The organism is Sorangiineae bacterium MSr12523, assembly GCA_037157775.1.
Lineage (GTDB): Bacteria > Myxococcota_A > Polyangia > Polyangiales > Polyangiaceae > Pendulispora > Pendulispora brunnea.
In genome coordinates this window covers 2,624,008-2,639,110 of the sequence record CP089982.1, presented here as the reverse complement: position 1 = coordinate 2,639,110, position 15,103 = coordinate 2,624,008, and the positions used below count along the sequence as shown (strand labels likewise).

The following is a 15,103-nucleotide window of genomic DNA, read 5'->3' as shown; positions in this document are numbered from 1 at the left end:
CAATGGCTGTCGTTCGCGCACTCCACACACGTGTGCGATGCCATGTCGCAATGCAGACCTGGAAGCTTGCAGTCTACATCTTTCACACAACGCGGCGTGCCGCCCTCCCCCGGCATTCCACCCTCCCCGCCGTCCGCTCCTCCTCCGCCGCGCCCATCCAGGGAAGCATCGAAGCCATCGCCATTTCGCCCGCCGTCACTGAGCCCCGCATCCCCGGCGAATCGCAGGTCGCCCGTGCAGGCCGCCATCCATGCGAACCAGACGCCCCCGGCAAGAGCAGCAAAAGAGACTTTAGGGACTCGTCGCAAGGATCTTCTCCGCATCGATACGGGCGAAGCCCCGAGGATACCGCGATAGGTAATCGCGTGCGGCGGATCGTGCGCGTGCGCGATCGGACGTTGCGAGAATCTTCATTCGCTCCGCCACCGCATTTTCCGCGAGCGGGCTCGCCGGATACGTCGCGGCGAATCGCTCCAACGTCGCCACCGCTGCGCTCGGGCGGCCACTCTGCTTCTCCTGCATCGCCTTGGCGAACATGTCGTTCTGCGCCCCCAGATCCGAGCTGGGCGAGCTGGGCGAGCTTGGCAAACTGGGCGAGCTGGCCTGCGGCTCGTGCTCGGCCGGCGCCGGACTCTCGCGCGTAACGCGCGGATGCGCCGGGGCGACCTTTTTCGGAGCATGAACCGGGTGAGCCGCCGGTACCGACGCGCGCGGCGAGGTACAGGGCGGGGGCCACGATTGACCAGGATGAAGCGCCACTTCCGTCGCGCCATGGCGAACGGCCACGATGCCCTCGGTCACCTCCACCCGCGTCGCCACCGGCACGGGGCACGACGTATCGGCCGCCATCACCGCCACGCGGAACGACGTCCCGCGCACCTCGACCTCCGCATCCGCCGTACGAACGAGAAAGCGCTCCCCCGCCTTCAATTTCGCCACATCGGCGCGCACCGCGCCCTGCACCAAGGTGAACACGGTCATCGCGGGATCCGACTGCGTCATCGCGAGATCCGACGTCCCCTCCAGCGCCAGGCGCGTTCCCGTCACCAGGGTCACACTCGCGCGCGCCGCGCCATCGGCCAGCACGTGGTCGCCCGCGGAGAGCGGTGTTCCCTGGGCGATCGCCCGCACCACATCGCCCGAGCGCACGCGCACGTCGCCCACCAGGGGCGTGGCGATGGGATCCACGCTGGGCGCAACCGCGGGCGCCTTCGCCGTGAGCACACCCTCGCCGGACGGCACCGCAGCGTGATGCGACAGCACACGCACCGCCCCGAACACCAGCACCGCCGAGGCGGCGAGCGACAGCGCCACGAAGACGCCGCGCGTGCGACGGCGGCGCTTGTCCCGCTGCGCAATCGCTTCCGACACCACGTCAATCGCGCGGGCGCGATCGCCCGGCGATACCAGGGGAACGTCGTCCCGACCTTCCTCCGCGAGTACTTCCGCCGCGAGGCGCGCATAGAGTGGACGCGGATTCATGGTTCCTCCCTCTTCGTATCGCTCGCCGAAGCCTCGCCGCTACGCCGGCGTTGGAGCTCGTCGGCGAGCTCGGGGTCCGCTGCAATGTGCGCGTGCAGATCACGCCGCGCACGCACGAGCCGCGATTGCGCGGCCGCTACACTCACACCCGTGATTTTCGCAATCTCACGCAGATCGTAGCCGCACGCGTCGTGCAGAAGAAACGTCCACGCCTTGTCGGGATCGAGGGCATCCAAATGACGCCGCACACGCGCCACGAGATCGCGTGCCACCACCACGCGCTTCGAGCTCGGCCCCGCGTACGCTTCCTTGTCGGTATCGTCGCTGCTCGCGAAGATGCGGCGCTCCGTCCGGCGCCGGCGAATGTGCTTGTAGACGATGTGCGCCGTCACCGTGGAGACCCACGAATTGAGCGAACAGTCGCCGCGGAATCGATCCAGCGTTTGCACCAGCTCGATCAAACTAAGCTGCGCGAGATCGTCGTGATCGACGTCTCGCCCGCCGAGCAGGCGATAGAGCGTTGCATCGATGCGACCGCGCACACGATCGTGAAAGGCGGCGGCGGCCGACCGCTCACCCGCACGCACTGCGGCAATGAGCTCGCTGTCGTCGAGCGCAAGCAACGTAGGGGCCTTCCCGGCTCCCTTCTCGGAGGCCGGTTCCGGGTCACCCTCGCGGACCAGCCGCAATCGAGGAACGCCGCGCGCCATCTCCAACACGATGTACCGCAACCCCTGGAGAATCAGGCGTGGACGCGCCAGACTCCGTCAAAACCGCACGCGAATACCCACTTTCACCAAGGTTTGAAACGGCGTGAGCGTCGCCACGCGGTCGGGTCCGACGAATACGCGCGTCGCACCGAATGCGAGCTCTTCGCTGACGGACGCCACCAGGCCTACATGATGCACGAAGAACCACGCCCCCTCGGCGGTAGCCTGCACGCCCAAGAGCCAGCGCGACTCCGTCGCCCCCTCGCGTCGAAGCGATTGCTGCAGCGCCAACACATCGCCCGCGAGCGCGAGCTCCCAGCGCGCCGCATCCCTGGGAGAGGCCGCAATGCGAAACGCCGCACCGCCGCCCAAGGACACCGTGGTCGCATCGGCGCCGGCATCGGGAACCGAGCCGAATCGCACACCTCCGAGCGCTCGAAGCCCGACGATGCGCGTGAGGTCCACGCGCACCGCGCCTTGCCCGCCCCACGCGGGCCGAGCCCCACCCAGCGCCACCAGGCCGGCGAGATCGATGGCCGCCCTCTCCCGCCACGGCTCCTTCGCGGGCGGCGGCTTTTCTTTCTCGGGTGGCGGCGGCGGCGTGACCCGGGGCGCTGGCATGCGCCACTCGAGCGGCATCATCGAGGCCACCGCCAGCCCCGCCGTGCGTCCTCGCTCGGAGGGGTCGTCGACGTTGGAGAAGGTCAGGGTCCGATCGATCCAGCCTCCTTGGCCGGGCACGTGCGCATGCAGCAGCATCCGTGTTCCGCTCGTGCCCGCGGAAGAGCGCAGTTCGACGACGGCCTTCGCATGCGCCTTGGTGGCCAGCACCAGCGCTTCGTCGTCCGAGGGCAGATCCTTCCGATTCTCCACGAGCACGTGGGCCTGAGGCCCCAGCGCCTCACGCGCCGACGCGCTCATCGAGGAGGTGACGTTGTCGCCCACCTCGGGCGAGGCCACCAAAAGGAGAATGATGAGCGGATCCGCCATGCCCCGTCTTCAGTACCAGGTGCGAAGACGAATCTCGCTGGAGCCGCCAGCGCGAACCGGGGCTTCGAACTCGGACAGCTTCGATTCTCGGTAGTGGTACGGATAGACCACTTTGGGCTTGAACGCGTTCACGCACTCCGCCGCCTCCGCGGGCGTCATCGTATAAGGAAGATTCATACAGACGAACGCCACGTCGATGTCTTTCAACGCGCGCATCTCCGGCGTGCACTCGGTATCGCCCGACACGTAAACGCGCTTCTCGCCGAAGGTGAAGATGTACCCATCGCCCCGCCCCTTGTCGTGAAAGAGCTTCCCCGGCGCAGGACCGCGCTTCAAGTTGTACATGGGCACCGTCGCCACGGAAAATAGCTCGAAGTCCTTCGTCTCGCCGTTCTTCAACGTCACCGTGAGCGGCGTCTTCTCGCCCACCGCGGGCGGCCCCACGAGCACCGTCCCCTCCTTCTTCAGCAGCTCGATCACCTTCGGATCCTGGTGGTCCGGGTGGATGTCCGTGACGAAGATGTAGTCCGCCTTCGGGCGGCCGCTGAAATCCGCATCCGCGGGGTCGACGTAGATGACCTTTCCGCGGAACTCGAACGCCAGCGACCCATGGTGAATGGGCACCACGCGCAGGTCGCCCTTGGAGGTCGCGAAGTTATCTTTGGCGCCCTCGCTGGGGAGCGGCGAAGCCGATGCCGTCGCCGAAACCGAAGCCGCCGGCGACGACGACACCGCGGGCGCCGGTGCGGGCGGCTCCTTCGAGCAAGCCGCCATGCAGATCGAGCCAAATGAGCCAAGCGAGAGCGAGACCGCCAACCAAGAGACGCGCATGCGCCAAGATTACATGCGCGAACGGAAGTGATCGAACCCCAGCTCGAACAGCTCGCGTTCTCGACCGGTGGTTCGCTTCAAGGCGACCCCCTGCCCTTCCACGAACGTCCCCGCACGCCAGAAGCCCTCGAGCGGCACCTCACTGGCGGCCGCCAAGGCATAGTCCTCGCCCCCAGCCAACATCAGCTCCAAAGGATCCACCAGCACGAGTTCCCCGATGGAATCGAGCCCGGTGCGCTTGGCATGCTCGCGCAGCGCGCCCTCGTCGAACACCGCGCGCACCCCGCTGGCTTCGGCGATGTGTCCCACGTCCTGCGCGAGCCCGTCCGACACGTCCACCAGCGCTTTTGCGCGGCCCGCGGCGTGCCGGCCTTCGCCGATGCGTGCCCAAGGTCGCAGCCACGCCTCCTTCACGCCGTCGAGCCGATCGTCGTGCAGGCGCCGCTCGAGCGCGAAAAGCCCGGCCGCCGCCAGCCCCACGCGCCCCGCCACCCAAATGCCATCGCCCGCCTGCGCGGCATTGCGCAGCATCGGCTTCTCTGCGGTGCCCAGCAAAGTCGTCGTGACCGTGACCACCTCGCCGCGGGTCAAATTCCCGCCCACGATGCTCGTTCCCAGGCGCAACGCCGCCGCCTGCTGCCCGCGTGCGAGGGCATCGAGGTCCTCGTCCTCGAAGTCCGCCGGCAGCGACAGTGCGCTCAACGCGCACCAAGGTTCGGCCCCCATCGCGGCCAGATCGCTGGCGGCGGCCATGAACGAGCGCCAGCCAATGTCGATCCAGCCCGCGAGATCGCGACGGAAGTGCGTCTTTTCCACCTGTTCGTCGATGGTCCACACCAGCTTGTGCGAGGCCTTCGCCGCCACGTGCTCGAGCACCGCCGCATCGTCGCCGATGCCGAGCAGAATCCCCGCAGCGTTGTCCGAACGAAATCGCTCTTTCAGCCGCAAAATGGTCGCAAATTCGCCCGAGCGCACGCTACCTCCGAGTTGCTAAAGTTTGCCGCCGACGTCGTCCGTGCTGTCGCCGAAGCTCGCCACCGACGGAAGACGCACCACGAACACCGTACCTTGGGGAACGTTGTCCTCGATGTGAATGGTCCCCCCGTGGGCATCGACCAGCCGCTTCACGATCGACAGACCCAGCCCCGTGCCGCCGTACTCGCGCGTCGACGACGAATCGACCTGGTAAAATGCGTCGAACACCCGCGTGCGCTCCGCCGCCGGCACGCCGATGCCCGTGTCGACCACGCGCAGCTCGACCCGCATCTGCGCGGGTGCCAGCAAGGCAAAGCCGGTCACGTCGGGATCGCGCGAGTCCACGCCGAGGTTGCGCGCCAGAAGCCGCACCTTGCCGCCCTCCGGCGTGAACTTGATGGCGTTGTCGACCAGGTTCACGAACACTTGCCGCAGCCGCTCGGCATCGGCCTTGAGCTCCCGTACGTCGGGCTCCACCTCGATGGACAGCTCGATCGACTTGCGACGCGCCGACGGCGAAAGCGTGGACACCACCGCCTCGAAGAGCGCCTGCACCGACGTGGGCACGATGTGAATGTTCAGCGAGCCACTCTCCAGCTTGGACAAATCGAGCAGGCTCGTGATGAGCGCGAGGAGCTGCTCGCCTTTGTCGTGGATGGTGACCACGAACTCCTTTTGCTCCTGCCCCAGCTCGCCGGCGATGCCCTCCGTCAGCATTTCGCTGTAGCCGATGATGCTCGTCAGCGGGGTGCGCAGCTCGTGGCTCACCGTCGCGAGGAAGCTCGACTTGAGTCGATCGAGCTCGCGCAGCCGGTCGTACGCATCCTGCAACCGCCGCGTCTTCTCCTCGAGCTCGCGGTAGCTCTCGCGCACGCTGGCCAGGTGCATCTGGCTCGTGAGCATCGCCTTGTGGCCGCTCCAGAGCACCAGATCGAGCGCGCACTTGAGATGGTGCGCCATCCGCGTGACCGTCTCCTCCTTGGCGCGCGGCACCTTGTTCAAGAGCGCGCGCGCCCGGGTGGGCGACACGTCCGGGTCGGCGTGGAGCAGCGACGGCGGCACCTCGGTCACACCCGACGGCAGATACGGCCCGAGGATCAAGCGCCCGATGCGACGCCCCTCGTAGTCGATGCCCACGATGCGGTACGCATTGCCGCTGAAGCACGCGTGCGTCACCCCCGTCGCCCGGCGCGCGGACTCCGGATCCAGGGACTTGGCCGCGCTCACGGTGCCCGCGCAAAGCGCGCCCGCCCGCGGCAGCGAACCGAGGTAGGCACAAATCTCGTGCTCGCGCGAGGCGTCGGCGAGCAGCACCCCCTCGCTCGAAAAAACGCGCACCGGGATGCCGAACAACCCGAAAAAACTGGTGCACAGCTCCGCTAGGCTCTCGCGTGCGACCAGCTCCTCGAGGTGCACACCGTCGCCATCGTCCGCGCGCGGGCTCGCTGACTGCGGCTGTGGTGGTACGTGCGGCACGGTATCGAGGATGAGCCCCTTGCCCAACGTCCGCGGCATGCCCGGCAGCAGCGAGGCCACATTCGTGAGCGACGCCGCATCGCGTTCTGCCGATGACGCCAAGTCCGGCGTCGAGGCCAGCGGCAGCAGCGGATCGCGCGACGTCGGCGGTCCGTCCTCCGACTCCGGCAGCTCCACTTTGGTATCTCGCGGCGACGGCGCGCTCATGGGCGGGGCTCCGATCGCGGAAAATCCAGCGAACCACCCACGCAGGTCGACAGCAGCGTCTGCACATTTCCAGTGTAGCCAAGCTGCTGGGCGGCCATGGGCAGGAAGGCGCTGGCCTCGATTCCCAAGGTGCGCGCCAGCTGGTGCTCCGAATCGAGCTTGGACCACGTCAGACTGAGGAGGCCGAAAAACGATTCCAGCACCCCATCGCCACGCACGGCCGACGCCTTGAAGACGGGCTCGCGTCCGCGGCGGGCCAGATCCGCGATTTCCGTATCGGAGCGAATGCTTCCGAGGTCGCGCTTGTTGAACTGGATGATCAGCGGTGTTTCGCGAAGCCGCACGCCCAGGTCCTTCATGTTGGCACGAAGATCGAGGAATGAAGCCGCGTTGTTCTCCGTTTCGGTCAGTTGGGAGTCGGCGATGAAGGCCACGCCATCGGCGCCCTGCAGCACCAGGCGGCGCGTCGAGCCGTGGATCACCTGCCCCGGAACCGTAAAGACTTTGACCCGCAAACTAAGACCCAACGGCGTCTCGAAAACGAGCGGGAGCATGTCGAAAAACAGCGTGCGATCGTCGCGCGTTTCCAGCGTCATCAGCCGCCCGCGGCTCTCCGTGGCGGTCAGGCCATGCAGCGCGCGGAGGTTCGTCGTCTTCCCGCTGAGAGCGGGACCGTAGTAGACGAGCTTGATGGTGACCTCACGGGCGGCGAAATTGAGCTGCACGGAGAGTTTATCCTAGCTGACGATCCTGGCGGACCGCGAGGCCGACGAGTGAAAGGTAGGAAACCCGCATGCTTAGCGAAGGCGACAAAGCTCCCAATTTCAAGCTCGAGAGCGATCTCGGCAAATCTTTCGAGCTGAAGGACTTCCGAGGGCAGATCCTCGTCCTCTACTTCTACCCGAAGGATAACACCCCCGGCTGCACCCGCGAGGCACAAGCCTTCAACGACGCTGCCAAGAAATTCGCGAAGGCGGGGGCGCAGGTGGTGGGCGTCTCCAAAGACTCGATCAAGAGCCACGGCAACTTCCGCGAAAAATACGGGCTCAGCTTCCCGTTGCTGAGCGATCCGGATCTGACCTTGCACAACGCCTTTGGCGCCTACGGCGAGAAGAACATGTACGGGAAGAAGGTGATGGGCACCATCCGCAGCACCTTCATCATCGATGGGAAGGGCAAGATCGTTCGAGCCTTCCCCAACGTAAAGGTCGATGGTCACGCCGAAGCCGTACTCGACGCGATCAAGCAACTGAAATAACCGCGACACGCGCGATTGTGTTCGCCCCGCGAAAGGTTAACCTCCGGATATGGCCCAACTACCCGAGCTCGATTTCAAGGCCTACGTCGAAAAAAAGAGAGCAGAACGCGCGGGCGGCGGGCCTGAGACGAGCGGGCACGAATACGCCTACATCTCCGATCGTCAAACGCGCGCCGCCTTCGAGCGGATGAAGGCGGTCGAACTCGCGGTGCAAAGCACCGTTCGCGTCTTCAAGCAGGTCGGCAAGGGACAGCTGCTCGGAAACGCGGTCAAGGTTTCCGAGCGGCAGTTCCCGCGCATCGGCCGCATCGTCGAATCGTGCGCCGAGACGCTGCACATCCAGGCGCCAACCGTCTACATCGTCAACAGCCCCGTGCTGAACGCGGCGACGTACGGCACGAACGACGATGCCTTCATCATGGTGCACTCGGCGCTCATCGATCACTACACCGACGACGAGCTGCTCACGGTCATCGGTCACGAGTGCGGGCACATTCACAACCAGCACGTGGTCTACCTCACGGCGCTGCATTACCTGACGCATGCGGCGGGCGCGCTGCTCCGCGTGGTGGGCTGGGCGCTCGAGCCCGCGCTCATTGCCCTGCGGGCCTGGTCGCGCCGCGCGGAAATCACGAGCGATCGCGCGGGCATGCTCTGCGGCAAGAGCGACGCCGTGGCCGCCCGCGCATTGACGAAGTTGGCGCTGGGCTCGAAGAAGCTCTACGAGGAGTTCAACCTCGACGCCTTCCTGGAGCAGTACGAAGAGGGAAAGAACGACACCGTCGGCCGCTACATGGAGGTGTTCGCCACGCACCCTTGGCTGCCCAAGCGCGTGCTGGCGATGCGCGTTTTCGCCGAGAGTGAGCTGTATCGGAAGGCCGCGGGCCTGGGCACGGGCGGCATCGCCATGAGCGAAGTCGACGATCGCGTGCTCGCCCTCCTCAAGGGAGACGCCTGATGACCACGCAAGGAGACTCGATGGAAGACGCGCTCGAGCTGTTCCAAAAAAGGCAAAACGAAGTCACTGGTGCGCTGGAAGAACTGAGCAGTGTGGCGCGCGCGGTGGGCGCAAAAAGCCTGAACGAGCGCATCGGGCGCGATCTGGTGCGCAAGCTCGCGGAAGATCGCTTTCACCTGGTCGTCGTGGGCGAGTTCAACCACGGCAAATCGACCTTCGTGAATGCACTCCTGGGGCATGCGGCCCTTCCCGTGGGCGTCACGCCGACCACGGCGGCGATTCACCACTTGCGCTATGCGGACCAGCCGGAGGCCACCGTGGTCTTCAGCGACGGCCGGCGGGAGTCGTTTCCCTTCGAGCAGGTGCGGCGTTTCTCGGTGGGGGGCGATTCGCACCCCGACGAGGTCGACTTCCTCGAGGTGGGCTACCCGGCGCCGCTTCTCAAAGAGCGCATTTTGCTGGTGGATACGCCAGGCGTGAACGATCTGTCGCTTCAGCGCGCGGACATCACCTACAGCTACATCCCGCGCGCGGACGCGGTGCTGTTCCTGCTCGATGCGGGGCAGATCCTCAAGGAAAGCGAGCGCGTGTTCCTGCAGGACAAGCTGCTCAAGGCCTCGCGGGACAAGATCGTCTTCGTCATCACGAAGTGGGATCTGTTGAACAAGGACGAACAAGGCGAAGCGCTCGGGTATGCCAAGGAGCAGCTCGCGAAGTTGATCAAGGACCCGGTGGTCTTTCCGGTCAGCGCCGAGGAGTCGCTCGTGCGCGCGGAGAAGGGTGAGACCGGCCCCGAGACGAGCGGCATGCCCGAACTGGTGACGCACCTGACGCGGTTCCTCGCGGAGGAGCGCGGGCGCATCCTGCTCGACAACGCCCTGGGCGAAGGGCTCAACGTGGTGAAGCTCCTGCAAAAGGGCATCGACGCACGGGCGCGGGCCATCGCCATGAAGAGCGAGGACCTCGCACGGCGCATCGAGACGCTCACCAGGGATCTCCAGGGCCAAGCCGGGACCATCGAGCAGCGACGGGTGCAGATCAAGGAGGAGGTCGCGGGCATCAAGGCGTCCGCACGCAAGGACCTCGAGCGGTTCGTCGACGACGTGATCCGCCAGCTTCCCAACGTGGTGGACAGCGCCAAGGGCGAAGATCTGAAGCAGTACCTGCCGTCATTCCTCTCGGACACGTTCCAGCGCTGGGCCGAGGCCGAGACGAAGGAGATCGCCACGGCGCTGGAGGCACTGGCCGAGAAGACCGTGGCGCTCGTGAAGGAAGACGCGCACGAGAGCGCCAAGCGCATCGCGGAAACGATGGGCACGGGCGAGGTGAAGAAGCTCGACGTGCAGGTCGACACGTTCCGCTACGACATGGGCATCGCGGCCCTGTTCACCGTGGGCATCGGCGTGATGTTCGCCAATGTGCTTCTCGGTGGGTTGCTCGCCCTGGCCGCGCCGATCCTGGCGCTGGCGCTTCGAGGGCGCTTCGAGGGCGAGTACCGCAAGAAGGCGCTGGAGCAAGCGCCCGAGGTGCTGCGCGCAGCCGCCGCGAAGGTGGGCCCGAAGATCGACGAGATGGTGGACGACTTCGCGCAGAAGCTGGACACCTGGGTCGTAACGGCGGGCGAGGAGCTTCACCGCGAGGTGCTCGAGGTTCTCAAGAACACCGAGGACGCGCGCAAGAGCGGCTTGAAGGACGAAGCGGCGGCCAAGAAGGAGGTCGAGGAGCAGAACGCACGCCTCGGCGCCGCCGAAACGCGCATCACCACCATGCGCACGGAGCTATGGACGCCGGCGCCAGCCAAGGAGCCCGACGCGGAACGGGTGCGCGTCGCCGACAGCGACTTGAATTGAACGGCGCCGCGTAAAGGGGGCTAAGCTCCCTGGCATGAAAACCAGCCTGGATACGTACCGGCAGCTCGGTGAGAGCGGCCTGTTCGTCAGCCCGTTGTGCCTCGGGGCCATGAGCTTCGGCGAAGAATGGGGATGGGGCGCCAACGAGGCGGACTCGTTGAAGATCATCGACCGCTACATCGACGCGGGCGGAAACTTCATCGACACGGCGGACGTCTACACCAACGGCACGAGCGAGCGCTTCGTCGGAAAAGCGCTCGCGGGGCGCCGCGACAAAGTGGTGCTCGCGACCAAGGCGTCGCTGAATTTCCGCGTGAAGGATCCCAACGCGGGCGGCAACTCGCGCAAGCATCTGACGCGCGCGCTCGATGGGAGCCTCGAGCGGCTGGGCACCGACTACGTCGATCTGTTCTGGGTGCACATGCACGACGGCGTCACGCCGCTGCACGAGACATTGCGCGCCGTCGACGATGCGGTGCGGGCGGGGAAGATTCGCTACGTCGGGCTCTCGAACTACCCGGCGCGCAAGATCGTCGAGTGGCAGCTGCTCGCGCGGCAGCACGGACTGACGCCGGCGATCGGCGCGCAGTACGAGTACAACTTGCTCACGCGCGGCATCGAGATCGAGCACGCGCCGACGTTCGCGGAGTTCGGCATCGGGCAAGTGCCCTGGGGCCCGCTCGCGCAAGGTGTGCTCAGCGGGAAATACACGCGCGAGAACCGCCGCCCCAGCGACACGAACCGCGCTGACGGCGAGCTCACGCAAAAGCGGCTCACCGAGAAAGCCTTCGACGTGATCGACGTTCTCGGTACCGTGGCGCGCGAGCTCGGCGAGAGCTACGCGCGCGTCGCGCTCACGTGGCTGCGCGCGCAGCCGACGGTGGTCTCGCCCATCGTGGGAACCCATCGCCAAGCGCAGCTCGACGACCTCATTGGGTCGCTATCCATCGAGCTCGGGCCGGCGCACCTGTCCAAGTTGGACGAGGCAAGCCGCGTGGACTACCCCTACCCCTTCTGGCCGACGCCGCTCGAGTTCCTCAATCAAAAGACGCGCGGCGGCCTAAACACCGTGCCCTGGCGTCAGTAGTGATCGCATGGAGCGCCGGCATCTTGCCGGCGGTCCGCCACCTTCTAGGTGGCCCGTCGATCGCGTCGCCGGCTGGAAGCCGGCTAACCGCCGGCAGGATGCCGGCGCTCCATCAGTAGCGCGAACGCAGTGGCTCGCGCGGGCCGAATACTTTGTAGAGCATCGGCAGCACGAAGAGCGACAAGGTCAGCGACGAGAAGAGGCCGCCCACCACCACGATGGCGAGCGGCTTCTGCGAGTCGGAACCGATGCCCGTGCTGATGGCGGCGGGAATGAGGCCCAAGGTGGCCACCAACGCGGTCATCATGATGGGCCGCAGCCGCAGATCGGCGGCGCGCTCGATGGCCTCGTCCAGCGGCATGCCCTCGGCGCGCTGCTCTTTGATGTACGAGACGAGGATGACGCCGGTCTGGACCGAGACGCCGAACAGCGCGAGAAAGCCCACGCCGGAAGACACGGAAAAATTGGTCCCGGTGGCCAAGAGCGCGGCCATGCCGCCGCACGGTGACGTGAGCAGCACGTTCACCAGGATGATGAGCGCCTCCCGCGGACGCCGGAACATCGCGAAGAGCAGAATGAACACGGCCGCCACGGTGAGCGGAATCACGATGGCAAGGCGCCGCCCCGCGCGGCGGGCACTTTCGAACTCGCCGCCCCACGTCGCCGTGTAGCCCGGCGGAAGGTGCACCGCCTTGGCGACGCGCTTCTGAGCCTCGGCAACGGTGCCGCCGAGATCGCGCTCGCGCACGCCGAACTTGATGGCGATGTAGCGCCGGTTGGACTCGCGGTAGATGCGCGAGGCGCCGCCGAGAATGGTCACGTCGGCCACCTGCGACAGCGGCACGAGGTTGCCGCCGGAAACGGGGATGAGAAGCTGCCGAATCGCATCGACGCTGTCGCGCATGTCGGCGCGGTAGCGCACGACCAGATCGTGGCGGCGCTCTCCCTCGATGATTTCGCCCACGGCGTGGCCGCCGATGCCCTTCTCGACGGCGTCCTCCACGTCGGCCACGGTCATGCCGTAGCGCTCTGCCCGCTCGCGCACGATGGAGACATGCACATTGGATTGCCCGAGCTCGCGCAAGACGCCGAGGTCCACCACACCGGGCACCGTCTTGATCGCGCGGGCCATCTGGTCGGCAATGTCATCGAGCGCATTGAGATCGTCGCCCACGATTTTGATGGCGAGCTGCCCTTTGACGCCGGTGATCGCCTCCTCGATGTTGTCGGAAATGGGCTGCGAGAAGCCGAAGGTGACGCCCGGGATGATCGACAAATCGGCATTCATCGCCGCGATGAGCGCGTCTTTGTCGGCATGGAACTCGGGACGCCACGTCTTCTTGTCGTTGAGGACAAGCAGAAACTCCGCATTGTAAAAGCCGGTGGGATCGGTGCCATCGTCCGGGCGGCCGATCTGCGCGCTCAAGGTGCGCACCTCCGGGTAGCGCCCGAGGATCTCGCGCATGCCCGCCATGTCGCGCGAGGGCGTGTGCACGCCATCGACGAGGGCCTCGGCCTCCTCGAGCGAAATATTCGACGGCATCGACGCGCGCATCCAGATGGAGCCTTCGTCGAGGTGCGGAAGGAATTCGCTTCCGATGGAACGCGCCATGATCACGTCGCCGAGGACCAGCACGACGGCGACGACCAACACGAGCCGGGGGCGCGCGAGCGCACGTCCCAGCGCCGGCAAATACGAGCGGCGCACGAGCTCCAGCAGCGGGTTGTGAAACTCTTTCAGGCGCTTGGTGAAGAGCAGCGACGTCAACACCGGCACCAAGGTGATGGCCAAAAGGAGCGCACCGCCCAAGGCGAAGGCGACGGTCCACGCCATCGGGCTGAAGAGCTTTCCCTCGACCCGTTCCAAGGTGAAGATCGGCAGGTACGCCGTCACGATGATGGCGATGGCGAAGACCACCGGGCGCGCCACCTCGCGGCTGGCCGCGCGCACGAGAAGCGGCAAATCGTAGGACTCGCCGCGCTCTTGTTTCTCGGCGAGCTGACGAAAGACGTTTTCCACCATGACGATGGATCCGTCCACGATCATCCCGAAATCGACCGCGCCGATGGAGAGCAGGTTCGCGGGGATCTTCGCCGAGTCCATCAGAATGAACGCGATGAGCAGCGACAGCGGAATGGTCACCGCCACGATGAGCGCCGCGCGCGTGTTGCCCAAGAAGAGAAAGAGCACCACCGTCACCAGGCCGATGCCCTCGACCAGGTTCTTCATCACCGTGTGGGTCGTGAGATCCATCAGCTCGGTGCGGTCGTTGTGCGGGCTCAGTTTTACGCCGCGCGGAAGGATGCGGCGGTTGATGTCATCGATGCGCTCGTGAAGGGCGGCGAGCACGGTGTCGGTCTGCGCGCCCTTGCGCATGAGCACCGTGGCCGAAACGACGTCGCTGTCGGCGTCCACCGAGACACGTCCGAGCCGGGGCTGGTGGCCCACTTTGATGGTGGCGACATGGCGAACGCGCACGGGTGTGCCATCGCGCACGGCAATCGAGACATCGCCAATCTGGTCCGGCGTGAGCAGCCCGATGCCGCGCACGTTGAGCGCAGCGCGGCCAAAATGCACCACACCGCCGCCGGCGTTGCCGTTGGCCGCAGTCAGCGCCTTCTCCACGTCGTCCATGGTGAGGTTGCGGGCAGCGAGCTGGGTTGGGTCGACCAGCACCTGGAATTGCTTCACCGTGCCGCCGAAGCTCACCACGTCGGCCACGCCGGGGACGGCCGCCAGCTCACGCTCGAGCACCCACTCTTCGAGGTCCTTCAGATCGTTGAGCGACTTGGGATCGATCCGCGCGTCCTCGTCGGTGCACTCGGGGGTGTGCGTGGTCTGGCAGTTCACCAGCCGGTAGCGCAAGATTTCCCCGACGGGGCTGGCGAGCGGCCCGAGCGTGGGCGCCACGCCATCGGGCAGTGAGGCCTGGCCGAGACGCTCGTTCACCTGCTGGCGCGCGAAGTAGCTATCGGTGCCATCCGCGAAAATGAGGGTGATGACGCTGAGCCCCGCAATCGACGTGGACCGCACCGCGACTTGCTTGGGCACCCCATTGAGGACGCGCTCTGCCGGAATGGTGATCTGCCGTTCCACCTCCTCGGCCGCGTGGCCGGGCCACTGCGTGATGACCTGGACCCACGTATCGGCCACGTCGGGGTAGGCCTCGATGGGCAACCGCTGAAAGGCGAAGAGCCCCAGGATGGCGATGATGGCCGCCGCCACCACGATGACCGCGCGCTGCCTCAGCGCGAATTCGACGATACGCTCGATCATGT

General features: G+C 66.2%; 12 protein-coding genes. 4 read left to right on the top strand and 8 right to left on the bottom strand.

Going from position 1 to position 15,103, the window contains the following annotated elements; genetic code table 11:
• Nucleotides 1–291: 291 nt before the first annotated feature.
• The 7 genes from LZC95_10715 to LZC95_10685 are packed head-to-tail and all read right to left on the bottom strand — an operon-like array spanning nucleotide 292 to nucleotide 7,396.
• A complete protein-coding gene (locus LZC95_10715) occupies nucleotides 292–1,482 on the bottom strand; it encodes a FecR family protein (GenBank protein ID WXA97306.1) in 1,191 nt (396 codons plus the stop codon).
• A complete protein-coding gene (locus LZC95_10710) occupies nucleotides 1,479–2,192 on the bottom strand; it encodes an RNA polymerase sigma factor (protein WXB00318.1) in 714 nt (237 codons plus the stop codon). The genes LZC95_10715 and LZC95_10710 overlap by 4 nt, the downstream gene beginning before the upstream one ends.
• 57 nt (nucleotides 2,193–2,249) lie before the next feature.
• The gene (locus LZC95_10705; protein ID WXA97305.1) at nucleotides 2,250–3,182 is read right to left on the bottom strand and encodes a hypothetical protein; all 933 of its coding nucleotides are present in this window, start codon (nucleotides 3,180–3,182) and stop codon (nucleotides 2,250–2,252) included.
• 9 nt (nucleotides 3,183–3,191) lie between these two features.
• Nucleotides 3,192–4,013, bottom strand: coding sequence for an MBL fold metallo-hydrolase (locus LZC95_10700; protein ID WXA97304.1), 822 nt, complete (start codon nucleotides 4,011–4,013; stop codon nucleotides 3,192–3,194).
• A gap of 9 nt (nucleotides 4,014–4,022) precedes the next feature.
• Nucleotides 4,023–4,988 (bottom strand): thiamine-phosphate kinase, encoded by a 966-nt coding sequence (gene thiL, locus LZC95_10695; GenBank protein WXA97303.1) that lies wholly within the window; start codon nucleotides 4,986–4,988, stop codon nucleotides 4,023–4,025.
• A gap of 15 nt (nucleotides 4,989–5,003) precedes the next feature.
• Nucleotides 5,004–6,671: an ATP-binding protein gene (locus LZC95_10690; protein WXA97302.1), complete on the bottom strand. Its 1,668-nt coding sequence runs from the start codon at nucleotides 6,669–6,671 to the stop codon at nucleotides 5,004–5,006.
• On the bottom strand, nucleotides 6,668–7,396 hold the full coding sequence (locus tag LZC95_10685) for a GTPase domain-containing protein (protein ID WXA97301.1): 729 nt from the start codon (nucleotides 7,394–7,396) through the stop codon (nucleotides 6,668–6,670). The genes LZC95_10690 and LZC95_10685 overlap by 4 nt, the downstream gene beginning before the upstream one ends.
• 68 nt (nucleotides 7,397–7,464) lie before the next feature.
• Between LZC95_10685 and LZC95_10680 the strand changes: the two genes are divergently transcribed.
• From LZC95_10680 to LZC95_10665, 4 genes are read left to right on the top strand one after another with little or no spacing between them, the layout of a single operon-like run.
• A complete protein-coding gene (locus LZC95_10680; protein WXA97300.1) occupies nucleotides 7,465–7,929 on the top strand; it encodes a peroxiredoxin in 465 nt (154 codons plus the stop codon).
• Nucleotides 7,930–7,978: 49 nt separating this feature from the next.
• On the top strand, nucleotides 7,979–8,887 hold the full coding sequence (locus LZC95_10675; GenBank protein ID WXA97299.1) for a M48 family metallopeptidase: 909 nt from the start codon (nucleotides 7,979–7,981) through the stop codon (nucleotides 8,885–8,887).
• Complete coding sequence (locus tag LZC95_10670) at nucleotides 8,887–10,737, top strand: dynamin family protein (GenBank protein WXA97298.1); 1,851 nt, start codon at nucleotides 8,887–8,889, stop codon at nucleotides 10,735–10,737. Before LZC95_10675 ends, LZC95_10670 begins: the two co-directional genes overlap by 1 nt.
• Before the next feature lie 34 nt (nucleotides 10,738–10,771).
• Complete coding sequence (locus LZC95_10665; protein ID WXA97297.1) at nucleotides 10,772–11,824, top strand: aldo/keto reductase; 1,053 nt, start codon at nucleotides 10,772–10,774, stop codon at nucleotides 11,822–11,824.
• 112 nt (nucleotides 11,825–11,936) lie between these two features.
• Here the strand turns inward: LZC95_10665 and LZC95_10660 are convergent, their stop codons facing one another.
• Nucleotides 11,937–15,101 (bottom strand): CusA/CzcA family heavy metal efflux RND transporter, encoded by a 3,165-nt coding sequence (locus tag LZC95_10660; GenBank protein ID WXA97296.1) that lies wholly within the window; start codon nucleotides 15,099–15,101, stop codon nucleotides 11,937–11,939.
• Nucleotides 15,102–15,103: the final 2 nt, after the last annotated feature.

Excerpts from the sequence above, each read along its gene's own strand:
- LZC95_10715 (WXA97306.1), bottom strand. The coding sequence starts at position 1,482 with ATGAATCCGCGTCCACTCTATGCGCGCCTCGCGGCGGAAGTACTCGCG.
- LZC95_10710 (WXB00318.1), bottom strand. The coding sequence starts at position 2,192 with ATGGCGCGCGGCGTTCCTCGATTGCGGCTGGTCCGCGAGGGTGACCCG.
- LZC95_10705 (WXA97305.1), bottom strand. The coding sequence starts at position 3,182 with ATGGCGGATCCGCTCATCATTCTCCTTTTGGTGGCCTCGCCCGAGGTG.
- LZC95_10700 (WXA97304.1), bottom strand. The coding sequence starts at position 4,013 with ATGCGCGTCTCTTGGTTGGCGGTCTCGCTCTCGCTTGGCTCATTTGGC.
- LZC95_10690 (WXA97302.1), bottom strand. The coding sequence starts at position 6,671 with ATGAGCGCGCCGTCGCCGCGAGATACCAAAGTGGAGCTGCCGGAGTCG.
- LZC95_10680 (WXA97300.1), top strand. The coding sequence starts at position 7,465 with ATGCTTAGCGAAGGCGACAAAGCTCCCAATTTCAAGCTCGAGAGCGAT.
- LZC95_10675 (WXA97299.1), top strand. The coding sequence starts at position 7,979 with ATGGCCCAACTACCCGAGCTCGATTTCAAGGCCTACGTCGAAAAAAAG.
- LZC95_10670 (WXA97298.1), top strand. The coding sequence starts at position 8,887 with ATGACCACGCAAGGAGACTCGATGGAAGACGCGCTCGAGCTGTTCCAA.
- LZC95_10665 (WXA97297.1), top strand. The coding sequence starts at position 10,772 with ATGAAAACCAGCCTGGATACGTACCGGCAGCTCGGTGAGAGCGGCCTG.
- LZC95_10660 (WXA97296.1), bottom strand. The coding sequence starts at position 15,101 with ATGATCGAGCGTATCGTCGAATTCGCGCTGAGGCAGCGCGCGGTCATC.